The organism is Desulforegula conservatrix Mb1Pa (assembly GCF_000426225.1).
GTDB lineage: Bacteria > Desulfobacterota > Desulfobacteria > Desulfobacterales > Desulforegulaceae > Desulforegula > Desulforegula conservatrix.
Map to the genome: position 1 here is coordinate 7,392 of NZ_KE384511.1, position 10,824 is coordinate 18,215.

Consider the following 10,824-nt stretch of genomic DNA (forward strand, 5'->3'; position numbering starts at 1 on the left):
TAGGTGAAGGCCATGATGCCCTTTACCATTGACGCTGATATGGTTTCATATTCTGCGCTTCCGGCTGAAGTTCTCAGAAGAAGCCTCCATGTCCTGTCTGGCAGGGATTCAACGACAGGAGATCCAGGATCCGCACTCTGCCTTGCGGTGCAGACGACATTCAGTCCTTCGACGCCATCGTTGGCCACTCCGATCGGATCATTGCGACCGTCTCCGCCAGAAAACGCAACGTGGACATACAGATACTGTATACCTGCCTTTTCCTGATTGATCCTCGTTATCTGCTGAACAGCGTAGGCTTCAGCGTCCGCAGATGATAAAAAAGGCTGCCCCTGTGCATCTGCCGGATATATAATGTCATGGCCCAGCCCGAACACCCTCACCTTGTTTCCTGGCAGAATTTCATAAGTAATGTCACTCATCTGATCCCTCCTTAGGCGAACACAGGCATTTTGATGCCGATTGTTTTTGATGATTTCAGGAATGCGGAAAGCTTCACAAGATCGATAATCAAGCCTGACGAATTATAAATAGTAGAACTTGTCATTACCGCAGACGCTCCCAGATTACCTCCCCATATATAAATTTTGCCATTACTGAAAACCAACATAGGATCGAGAAGAGCAGATGCCGCTATCGGGATATGATATTGACGGCCCGTAGCCTCTACATGAGCCATCAACCCTCTCAAGAGCGGAGACCACATATACAAAACTCCATCCTGGTAAAATATCCGGTTATCGCCAAACTGAGTATAGGCGCTATCACTGGTAATTCCTGAAGACTGAATAAAAGGCGCAAAATTGCAGAATCGCGTAAACTGATTTGTAGCTGTATCGAATAAGAAAATATTATTATGGAATGCCCCTCTGGCAAAACCATCTATTTTTGTTATCTTGAAATTGACCAGGAATTTACTGCTGGAATATTTACAGGACATAGAGTTTGGTCTGAGCACGATCATATTGTAGCCGCTGCTTGATCCCACGCCACTACCTATCATGGGAGGAACAACAGCCAGATCAGACCATACGTTTGAAGCAAAATGGTATCTGTATATTGTAGGAAAATTTGACGGCACATATGACGCATTAGCGTTTTTAAAAACCTGCATAAAATATGCATAGCCGCTATTTGTCCCCATGAATGCGTAGCCGACGCACTTAAGATTAGTAGGCGTCGTGGGCAGTGACGCTAAAGCTGTCCAGGCGTTACCTGCCGGGCTATATTTCCTGAAATCAAATGCGGCATTCGGAGGATCACCAATATTCACTCTATTGCTGTAATAATAGCAATTCCCCTCATAATCAAAGCTGCCGGTTTCAGGGCAATACAACAAATGATTAATATCAGGATAGGCGAGCCCCGCGTCACTCCATGCATTTGTTGCTTCGTCATAAACATCAGGCCTTTGGGTTGTAGAACCGGGCGTATAAAGCTTGCCATTCGCAGCTACCGCAGGGCCACTCATTCCCCCTGATTCAGTTACCCATGCAGGATACTTGCTGAACGTGCTGTTGCCTGTACCAAAAAGAGTATTCATGGGAGAAACAAAAGCGCTTCCCCAGTCCTCACCCAATAAGTTCAGGTTTTCAAAATAATTCACATTGTCTATTTTTGATTTGGCAACCAGCCTGACTCCTGGAATGCCGGATTGAGCAGGGAATGATGAACCCATTTATTCCTCCTTATATTAGCAAACCTTCAAGAATGAAGCTGATGCTGTCAGCCTGGTCGGTTTTCACTCGTATTGTTTCCCCGGCTCCCATATTCACAGTAATCTCGTGTGGAGGGCCAGGGTCGACCGGAACATTGAAACATCGCCAGTCAGCCGAGAGTGCCGGATTGTCCCCATGACCAGCCGCGCACCTTGCTATGCTGTATTCAACCGATTCCCCGGCCTGGTTGCAGACAGACACCCTGCCTTGAAAAAATCTGCCAGCCGGGCAGACATAGAGTTGCACTTCTACTGTTGATGAGGGTCTTAATGCCGCAACCCGTCCGTATTGGTCAGCCATAAATCCTCCTTTAAGACTTAAGGACTACATTGTGTTTGTGTAGAAAAAGGCTCTTCGAAGCCCGGCTTTCACATTTTCGGCAAGCACCTCTGTGATGCTGTCCACATATTGCCTGGAAGCCATGACAACAGAAGGTTCTATGGTCAATGTGATAGCTGAGGTATTCTCAACTGCGAGCGGCAGCCTGATATAAAGATCCTGGCCAGCTCCATCAGCAAGGACAGGTTTTTCCGTGGGCGGATAATTGGAAACGGCCACAAGATCTCCGGCAGAATCAAAGAGACCAACTTCCCTTATCCACCATCCGCCAACATCCACAGGAATCTTCCCCTCAATGGTAATCCAGTTTGGATTTTCCTCTGACAGAGCAACCCTGTTAACCTCACCACGACAAACCTCATGAACCAGACCTGCCATCCCCTCCCATGGTTCGACAAACAGCCCATTCCCGTCTCCTACAGCCATATGGGTTATTTCAAGACCAACACCGTCGACCAGCGCCTGCGCATACCTGGCCAAGCCTATGCTCGTCATGATCGAAAAATATTTTTGCATTAAACCTCCTAAGTAGATTCCTTCGGATATACGATGGTGTCAGAGCCTGTATGTATTGCTGCGGAAGACATCAAAACCACAGGCTCAAGTGTAATTTCCGTGGCAATCAGTGGATAAACCGTCGTAACAGCTCCAGCCACTGGCCCTCCGCACCCAATCCACAAAGGAGCAGTCTCAAGATAAAGAACCAGCTCAAAACCAGCCAGCTTCGACCGCGCCGGTTTCACCTCATTGATGGCCCAGGTCATTGTGGGCAGTTTGGTGAGCATGTCGCCCTGAATATTGTTAATCCTCACCCGGAATTCTGCCCAGCGTGCCGGATCAATATCCCTGAGATTGATGATCTCCACGGTGTCTATGCCGCAAGCGTCCGCGACTATGCGCCTGACACCGCTTTCCCTGCCGCCAAGAACGTACCAGTGCCAGGCCAGCCTTACCCGGCTGTAATACTGATCATCTGTTTCATAAGCGGCGCGAACAATCCCCCTCGATGCCGCGAACCCGTCAAAATTCTCTTCCTCGCACCTGTCAGGCAGAAACTGATCACGAACCCAGAGCACAGACGCCCTTGCTGAATCCAGAACATCAGCAGCCCCTTGGACAACAGTGGCAAGAGGCCCAGGACGCCAGATCAGCGCATATTTCAAACCATTTTTGAAATAATCCCAGAATATACTCATCAGGCTTCAGCCCATTTCCAGGTTAAATCCAGTGATTCAAGCACTCCGAGTCCGTCATCTGGGATTCCGATGTCAGACACCGGAGATGCCCAGTTTACCTTTTTGATATTTGAACCAGTGCCGAGAACCAGAAAGGTCAATAAATCCCTTGTCAAATCCTGACCTATTTCAAGCGGTGCAACTCCGCTGACAACAGTTCCTGAAAACAGCGCCCTGATTCTGTTTTCAACAGCAAGCCTAATATCCGCAGGATTACCTCCTGTCAGCTCAAGCTCTCCGGCAATCAAGACATTTACCGACAAAGGCCCTTTGACCATTACATCATCATTGATCGGCTTTTTTTCAGTAACGACAGCATTCAAAGCAGCTACCAAATCAGACGTCGGCAACCCTGCCGCACCCCTGATCACCACATCAACCGTGCCCTGGCCCCTTGGATGATTATCCATGATTCTTACTCCGGTCACTCCGGCCACAGACCTTGCCCAAGATTCATAAGCGTATTTGGTACAGCCGTTGATCGCAGACCAGGCAAGCTGATACCTGAGCCTAAGACTGTCATCATCTTCTTCGTCTATGGCCTCGGACGTAAGCCACCCGGCCCGGTTAATCACTCCGTCAATTCCAGGAATAACCGAGGCCATTTCCCTTATCTGGCCTGCTGTTACATTGGCCGCGCAGCCATAGGATTCTGATTCGACAGCGACAAGTGTTTCAATTTCTCCATCCTGTAAAACCACGTCAGCCAGAGTAACAAACCGATAGATATTGCCGAGTCCGTCTGGCGGAGTCCTGATAACGCTGCCAGCAGTTATGGGAACATTGCCGGCAGAGCCGGAACGATAGAAAACAACACTGCCCCTGGCTTTTGTGGCCTTCTTGCGCGAGACTTCAACCTGACCGCAATGCAAATCAAGCCATAAACCTGTGGCTGTTAACGGAAACGCCTGCTTAAGCACAAAATCAAGGAACTGATAAAGCTGATAAAGACCCCAGGCCCAAAGCTCTATCAAGCCACGGACAGGCCCTCTGTTGAGATTGAGTGGCTGGGGCAGATTGCCATCAGCCTGAACCGCCTCGATGCGCTCAAACAGGCTGACTCTGATGCTTTCGAGTGTTTTGCTAACCAGTAACATCCTTGATCACCATTTCCATGTTTGCGCCGATTTCCATTACCAGGTTGAATTTATGATTCTGGTCTATCAGCCTGGCTTCCGCCTGAATAACAATGCCTGTGTGATCCCATCCTGAAACCATGGCCTGGGCAGACATAGGCACAACCCTCGGATCGAGTCCGATCCTGTAAACAACTTCATTAACCAGGGCCATTCTGTTTGTGACCGTGTTTTCGTCCTTGGCATAAAGATAAATTTCAGATCCGAATTCCTTGTCGTAAAACAGCGAACCCAGAGGAGTTGCCAGCCTCAGCCTTATGTCCTGGACTGCTGCCCTGGCTCCTTCGGTTATGGCCGTCTCTCCGTTTGCGGCCACAACAGCTTGAAGTGATTCATCAAGCATCATGTCTAATCCGTAAATATTTCCCATTACTCACCATTAGCCGTAATATTTGCGGATCCAGTAACGCAGATGCCGGATCCGCAGAAATGGGTCACAGGGTCGCCAACTCTTGCCACGCCCCTGCCGTTTGCTGAAACATCAGGAGATCCTCCGATCACCAAGAACACTCCGCAATGAGGGCAAGTGTGCGCGCCGAAATCACCGTATCTCTGCACTCCCTTGCCATTGCCTGAAACGTCAGGAGATCCTGAGCCGTGGTATCCCACTACAGCGTGGGGACAGCATCTGAGGCCGTGGCTGCAAATTCCGATTACAAGATCATTTGTTAAGGCTATTCCTGGCATTCTCTGGCCTCCGCAAAACCTTTATGGGTTAATGAGCAAGGGTCTGAAGATATTCATCCCATGTCAGGGCAGATCCCTTTTCAGGCAAGCTGGCCAACATAGGCGGCCTTGAATCAGCCTTGATATAAAAAGTCATTCCATAGATCAGACCATTCCCGTCCAGATCCTCTGCTCCCATATATTCATTGACCAGGATCGCTGCCTTGGGAGGCTTGCTTCCTGATGATTGTCCCGCCATCTTAAGCAAGGCGTCAGACCCCATCATTCCGCATCTGCTGTTGACCACATCCCAAAGCTTGCATGACCCGTCTTCAGGACATCTGAAAAAGCCATATTCAGAACCATCGGTAACAGCCATTGACAGGTCAGATTCGTTCTCAAAGGCTGTCTTTTCTTCCGAATCCACGTATTTGCCTGTCTCTGAATCAGGCGTATAAATATTGCCTGCTGAATCTCTGAGGCTGATTACTGACGATTCCATGGCCAGAACAGACGCTATTGCGACAGGTTCGTTGGTCTCCAGGGAATTGCTTTCATAGTCAAGGTACTGACCTGATGGAGTCCTTGTGTAAACCTTCCCGACCTGGTCAACGAGCTGGGTCTTAATCGATTGAATTTTCAGTGACAAAAACGGACAAAAAGCCATTATGTTTTCCTTTAGTTCAGCCTGGTCAATTTAGTCTGATTTTAGCGCCTGTGATGCTGACTTCGGCGGCCTTAACACTCGCGTTTCCGGTGCTTGTCACAGCCACTGAGCCGCCAGCGTTTATGATTACGTCGCCTGTAACCTCAATCTTCATCCCCCCGCCTGCTTCCATATTTATGTCCGAAGGCGTGACCTGAATGATGTTCTTTTCGGCGTCTATCTTGATGTGACAGCCTGGGCCGGACTGAATTATGAAAGCTCCAAGCTCACAGCCAGGCGCTTTGTTTCCGTGCCATCTGAAATTTGAAATTCTTGGATAGTTCGGATCCCCGTCATAATAAGAAAGATCACAATAACTGCCCTCTGTTGGCGGGCAGATCACACCGCGATTAGGCCCTGCCCAGATCACAGGGATTTCAACCCTTGAAACCACAGGTTCGTTTTCATCCACGGATTCGTCATTTCTGAGCGGCTGGACATCGGCCCAGTATTTTCCGTCAGACTCATAAGCCTTTACGACCCTGGCTTTTTTGGTCAGCCTGTAAAATGCCCTGAAATCAGGCATGCATATTTCCATAGCCTTCTTGAGCATATCTTTAGCTTCAGCAGGGTTCATATTCAGCTCCGTAAGAAATAAAGCTTCTGGCCTTTGTTTCCTGAATGTCGTGGACTACAGACAGAATCCTGTAATCCCCGCTTTTATGCCTTGTTGTGTCTTCCAGTCTGAAAAGCTGGGAATGTCTCAAATACGGCAATAAAAAGCTCTCGACCACACTCAGTCCGGAGTCGTTTTCCACAGGATGATGGCTGATAAGCCCGGCCCCAGTAGCAATCACCGGAATCGAGTCTGTCTCTTCGTCAAAATCACCCCAGTTAATCTTTCCCTCTCCATCCATCCAGATAGCCCAGCGACTCATATCCTTGTTTGAAGCTCGATGGCATGTTACGCGGCATTGCCTCACCGCCTGCCACACCGGAATATTATTTGCCGAAAACCTTGGGATGGTCACTCCCGGAGCATCGATGCGCCCGGTGGTCAGCCCTGCTTTATTCACCAGCCATTTTACTATGGCCTCGGCTGGCTCGTTCTCGAATGCATGAACAACACTGGTGGCTGTCAGAGGCAACTCTTCTCCGCATACCGTGATGAGTATCTGATCCTTTGCCGGGTCAGGCTTTATGGACGAAACAGAGCCTTTCCAGATTCCCGGCTCCTGATCCCTGTAGCCCAGCCCGATCTGAACCTGATCTTTCGCCTTCACAGTCCGGAACAGATATCTGTCCGGATCAGGCAGAGCTATTTCCATCATGGTCAAAGGAGAATGCCTCCTTGATATGATTCGGAGCTTCTGCGCCCTGTTAAAGCTAAGGCCCCCGATGTCAATCTGTTGATGCAGAACGGAAATCCTCATGATTGACCTTCTCCAAATTCGGTGGCAAAGAAAAAAGCTCCAGCTGCAAGGCGCGCGAGTCCGAAGGAATGAGGCGTAGCACTTCTTACTCCGCAATGACTGAGGATGAAGCGCAACACAGCAGATGGACTTTTTAAGAAGCCACCCATCACATCACGTCCACATTGATTCGATTATCAGGCTCTGGGTTAGGCTTTGTTCCGCCTGGCGTTTTTGTTTTCGTCAGATTGGTTGATGCCTTGTCTCCGCTTGAGGCTCTATTCTCCACTGTCTGGATATCTATTCCTTCCTCGACAAAGGATAACTGACAGTCAATCACGTCGTCCTGGTCTGACTCCATGGAGTCCAGGCCACAGAAAATTACCTGCCTGATTCCCATTGCCGTAAGCATGGGATTGTTCACGGAGTAAACTCCGGGCCTGCCTCCGGAGTCGTGGCCCTTGAATATGGAGTTGATTTTTGAAAGCTTGTCGTAGCAGGTGCTCTGGTCATCGGTCAGAAGCTCCAGCGTAAGCGACACATCAGCGTCTTCCCAGCCCATGGCCACCTTGACCTTGCCGGATCCGCCTCCGTCCTGTTTTGTTTCATCAAACCGGACAGATCCCCTGGCGGACTGATGTTTCAGAATACCAGGCAAAATTTCTCCGTTCAGCATCACAATCCCGTCTTCATAGGTCAGCATTCTACCAGCCATGAGCTTCCACCATTCCTTTCAGGGCAGTGACAAATCCGTCAGAGTCCTTTACTTCAGGCAATACAAGCGACCTGATATGCACTTCTATTTTTCTGCTTTTCCCTGCTTCGTTCGTGCTTTTTACGTTTTTGGCGCTATCGCCAAGGACGATTTCAGGCAAGGCAGGAGCTGGAACTCCGCTGCCAGGCTCTGGCATTTTAAGGGCCAGGGACGAAGCGACAGTTGCCTGAAGATCAGGAGCTGCCTGCCTGACACCTGTGCCGAGGGTTTCCATCATCCTTGCCCCTGAAAGTGTCAGGGTCGATAATGGCCCTTCCTTGGCATCTGAAAACGGAAGCAGGTTTCTAATTTTCTGAAGGCCCGATTCCACAAGCTGTGCAGGAACTGAAAGAGCCGATCTTATGCCTTCGGTGAAAGTACCAAGGAGTTTGGCCCCAGACTCAAAAAGATTCAGGTCGCTGAAAAAATTCTGGATAGTCGTTTTTATTGTTTCAAAAGAGGATGTCAGACCTAGCCAGGCTCCGGCGATGAATGTCGCCAGAAGAATTTTGCCAGAGAACATAAGGTCATCGCCGGTCTCGATAGCTGACTTTATCCATTGGACAGGAGCAAACTGGGAAAGGGCATTAAGAGCTTTGCCTGGAAGGGCCTTGAAAATCCCTACAATCATATCCATTTCTCTGCCTATTCTGCCCGGCATTTCAGCAATCTTCACGTAGGCCCAACCAACGGATTCACCGATTGCCTTGCCAAGCCATCTGAAAAGATCGGCCAGAGCGCCCACAGCCTGACATGCTATTTTTAAGGGCACGATGAGGACTTTCAGAACCTCGACAAGGAGCCACAAGCCAAACCCAACGACATCGGCCACAACTTCTCCAAACACGCGCCAGCCTGAAATCTTGGAGCCTTCCATGCTTCCGGTTATTGATGATGCGACCTCTTTGACAAGCAAAATTACGGGCTCAAGCGCTGCCATTATTTCATTCCATATTGGTAAAAGATTGGCGGCAAGACCGCCTGCGACTACCTGAAATTCATTCACAAACCCGCTAAAGGCTTCCTTTACCCTGTATATAACCTTGCCTACAGTGGTCACGACTCCAACAAGGCCGTTTGCCTGAATATCCGCAGCAAGCTGGCCGCGTATTTCTCCAGTGCCGTTTTTGAGAGAAGCAAAAACAGCCTGAACACCACGAAAAACGAGCGACACCTTTGTCCACCACCCGGAAAGCTTGTCAGCCATGCCTCCGAAATTGTTGTTCCATGCCAGGGTAAGGGCTGCCACGACGGCAATCAGGATTAATACAGGCCATGACAAACCCAATAGAGTCGCCTTCATGGCTGTGAGGGCTGAGGTTATCCACGGCAAAGCAGCGGCAAGAAGCGCGCTTACAGCGTGAAACGACACGAAAGCGGCCCCGGCGGTGGCCGCGACTCCTGCCATAAAAATCAGGGTTTTGCCAACAGATGAGGACGCGAGCGAATTAAGAACATCCACAACCTTTCCAAGCCACTCGACCAGAATCCTTAAAACCGGCAGAAATATGTCTCCGATGGTGATCTTTAATCCGTCCCATGCTCCGGACAGCATTTCCACAGCACCATTGAAATTATCCAGATTCTTTTTTGCGACAGCAGCAGCTTTGCCGGGCTGAGCCAAGGTTTGCGCGTATGCCTTAATCTTGCCTACGCCCTCAGACAACAGCCCAGTTACGCTGCTTATGGCTTCTTCACCAAAAATCTTTTGGAGCACTCCTGCTCTGTCTCCGGTTCCCATGGCCTTGGTCTTTGCTTCAAGACTGCTTAAAATATCGTAAATGGGCAGCATATTGCCTGCCGCGTCTTTGGTTTTAATGCCGAGCTTCTGAAGGGTAGCGGCAGCCTGACCAGCAGGAGCCTGTAATCGCTGGAACATGATCTTGATTCCTGTGCCTGCGACACTTGCGTCAATGCCAATATTACCAAGCTTGCCCGCCATTGCCGCCACATCCGCGATTGATGCTCCGGCGGCCGCAGCCACGGGAGCCGCGTTTGCCATGGTGGATGACAGACTTTCAAGGGTCGTGTTTGACGAGGTGAATGTGCTGGTCAGGATGTCTGCAACTTCCCCAGATCTGCTTGCCTCAAGATGAAAAGCCCTCAGAACGTTTGACGCAATTCCTGCCGTCCTTCCGAGATCCATCTGGGACGCGGCCGCAAGATCAAGAACCCCAGGCAGTGCCGCAATATTCTCTTTAACCGTAAAACCGGCCATACCCAGGGCCTTTTCTGCGGCAGCGACTTCGCCTGCCGAAAATACGGTTGAAGCGCCAAGATCAAGGGCAGCCTGTTTCAAAGCAGCCATCTCTGAAGCGCTGGCATTTGTTATGGCTCCGACCCCTGATATGGCTGATTCCAGATCTGCGGCCGCAGACACGCAGGGCGTAAAAGCGGCAAGCACAGCTCCTGCTGCAACCGCGACAGGCAGCATCTTTTCCGCGAGCTTTGCCATCCTTCCGGACAAGCCCAACGCAGCCTGCCCAGTTTCGCCCAGCTCGTTTTTCACTTTCCTGAGCGGGCCTGTGATGTTGTCCACAAGACTCATAACGGCCTGTACCGAATATATTCCGTCCATTTTATTTGCCCCCGAATATCCGTGATATCCCCGTCAACATTCGTTCCTCGATCCAGATCGCTCCGGCAGACTGTCTTGCAAAATCTTCCATGTCATCTGCCGGACTCTCCCTCAGAAAGAACCGGATCAGCAGGCCATACTGCTCAATGGCGCTTGATCCGATTTCTTCCCTTGCTTTTGCGATCAGTTTCCCAGGTCGCCAAATCCCACAGCCTTGAGCAACTCGTTTCCGAAAGCGGAAGCAAGACCAGGATAAATCTTGAAGTCTTCCTGAATCCGGGCCTTGTCTTCAGGATGAACAGCATCCAGACAAAGCCCTTCCAGGGCCTTTGCCGGAGAT

At 50.0% G+C, this 10,824-nt stretch carries 14 protein-coding genes; all 14 read right to left on the reverse strand.

Annotated features, from left to right (window positions below; all coding sequences use genetic code 11):
- Positions 1-422: hypothetical protein (locus tag K245_RS28215; protein WP_035278096.1), on the reverse strand; the 422-nt coding region annotated here is incomplete at its 3' end.
- Between the two features lie 11 nt (positions 423-433).
- The gene (locus K245_RS0122185; protein WP_027360891.1) at positions 434-1,678 is read right to left on the reverse strand and encodes a Kelch repeat-containing protein; all 1,245 of its coding nucleotides are present in this window, start codon (positions 1,676-1,678) and stop codon (positions 434-436) included.
- A gap of 10 nt (positions 1,679-1,688) precedes the next feature.
- Positions 1,689-2,018: a hypothetical protein gene (locus K245_RS0122190; RefSeq protein WP_027360892.1), complete on the reverse strand. Its 330-nt coding sequence runs from the start codon at positions 2,016-2,018 to the stop codon at positions 1,689-1,691.
- Positions 2,019-2,042: 24 nt separating this feature from the next.
- On the reverse strand, positions 2,043-2,573 hold the full coding sequence (locus tag K245_RS26040; RefSeq protein ID WP_051284567.1) for a phage tail protein: 531 nt from the start codon (positions 2,571-2,573) through the stop codon (positions 2,043-2,045).
- Positions 2,574-2,581: 8 nt separating this feature from the next.
- Complete coding sequence (locus K245_RS26045; protein ID WP_051284568.1) at positions 2,582-3,253, reverse strand: phage tail protein; 672 nt, start codon at positions 3,251-3,253, stop codon at positions 2,582-2,584.
- A complete protein-coding gene (locus tag K245_RS0122205; protein WP_027360893.1) occupies positions 3,253-4,389 on the reverse strand; it encodes a baseplate J/gp47 family protein in 1,137 nt (378 codons plus the stop codon). The genes K245_RS26045 and K245_RS0122205 overlap by 1 nt, the downstream gene beginning before the upstream one ends.
- Positions 4,376-4,798: a hypothetical protein gene (locus tag K245_RS0122210; RefSeq protein ID WP_027360894.1), complete on the reverse strand. Its 423-nt coding sequence runs from the start codon at positions 4,796-4,798 to the stop codon at positions 4,376-4,378. Before K245_RS0122210 ends, K245_RS0122205 begins: the two co-directional genes overlap by 14 nt.
- Entirely contained in the window at positions 4,798-5,115 is a 318-nt protein-coding gene (locus K245_RS26050; protein ID WP_051284570.1) for a PAAR domain-containing protein, read from the reverse strand. Before K245_RS26050 ends, K245_RS0122210 begins: the two co-directional genes overlap by 1 nt.
- A 28-nt stretch (positions 5,116-5,143) precedes the next feature.
- The gene (locus tag K245_RS0122220) at positions 5,144-5,761 is read right to left on the reverse strand and encodes a hypothetical protein (protein WP_027360895.1); all 618 of its coding nucleotides are present in this window, start codon (positions 5,759-5,761) and stop codon (positions 5,144-5,146) included.
- A 25-nt stretch (positions 5,762-5,786) separates the two neighbouring features.
- Positions 5,787-6,377 carry a hypothetical protein gene (locus tag K245_RS26055; protein ID WP_035278109.1) on the reverse strand — a complete coding sequence of 197 codons (591 nt, stop codon included), beginning with the start codon at positions 6,375-6,377 and terminating at the stop codon, positions 5,787-5,789.
- Entirely contained in the window at positions 6,364-7,173 is an 810-nt protein-coding gene (locus K245_RS0122230; RefSeq protein WP_027360896.1) for a hypothetical protein, read from the reverse strand. The genes K245_RS26055 and K245_RS0122230 overlap by 14 nt, the downstream gene beginning before the upstream one ends.
- A gap of 148 nt (positions 7,174-7,321) precedes the next feature.
- Entirely contained in the window at positions 7,322-7,867 is a 546-nt protein-coding gene (locus K245_RS26060; RefSeq protein ID WP_051284572.1) for a hypothetical protein, read from the reverse strand.
- On the reverse strand, positions 7,857-10,484 hold the full coding sequence (locus tag K245_RS27095) for a phage tail tape measure protein (protein ID WP_051284574.1): 2,628 nt from the start codon (positions 10,482-10,484) through the stop codon (positions 7,857-7,859). The genes K245_RS26060 and K245_RS27095 overlap by 11 nt, the downstream gene beginning before the upstream one ends.
- Positions 10,485-10,667: 183 nt before the next feature.
- The gene (locus K245_RS28645) at positions 10,668-10,808 is read right to left on the reverse strand and encodes a DUF6848 family protein (RefSeq protein ID WP_408605774.1); all 141 of its coding nucleotides are present in this window, start codon (positions 10,806-10,808) and stop codon (positions 10,668-10,670) included.
- Positions 10,809-10,824 lie beyond the last annotated feature (16 nt).